This is a genomic window from Vibrio sp. 10N.222.52.B7 (assembly GCF_041474275.1).
Taxonomy (GTDB): Bacteria; Pseudomonadota; Gammaproteobacteria; order Enterobacterales; family Vibrionaceae; genus Vibrio; species Vibrio crassostreae_C.
On the sequence record NZ_JBFRTU010000773.1, the window covers coordinates 1 to 221 of the forward strand.

Below are 221 nucleotides of genomic sequence, written 5' to 3' on the forward strand. Positions count from 1 at the left end.
GGGTCCAGGATCAAGTCAGGTTGGCTTCGCAGTTGGTTATAAAAAAGGTGGCTTAACCGGTGCGATTGCCGCATTTGTAGGCTTCACCTCCCCTTCTGTCATCCTAATGTTGATATTGGCCTTAGTGAGCAACCAGTTGTTGGAAGCACCGCTTTTCATTTCAATCATCCACGGACTTAAGCTACTCGCGGTCGTGGTTGTAGCTGACGCCACTTTCGGCA

The 221-nt window shown here is 49.8% G+C and carries 1 protein-coding gene; it reads left to right on the top strand.

What is annotated here, in order from left to right:
• Positions 1-221 (top strand): chromate transporter (locus tag AB4512_RS25240; protein ID WP_372176203.1); only part of this gene is annotated, 221 nt, incomplete at both ends.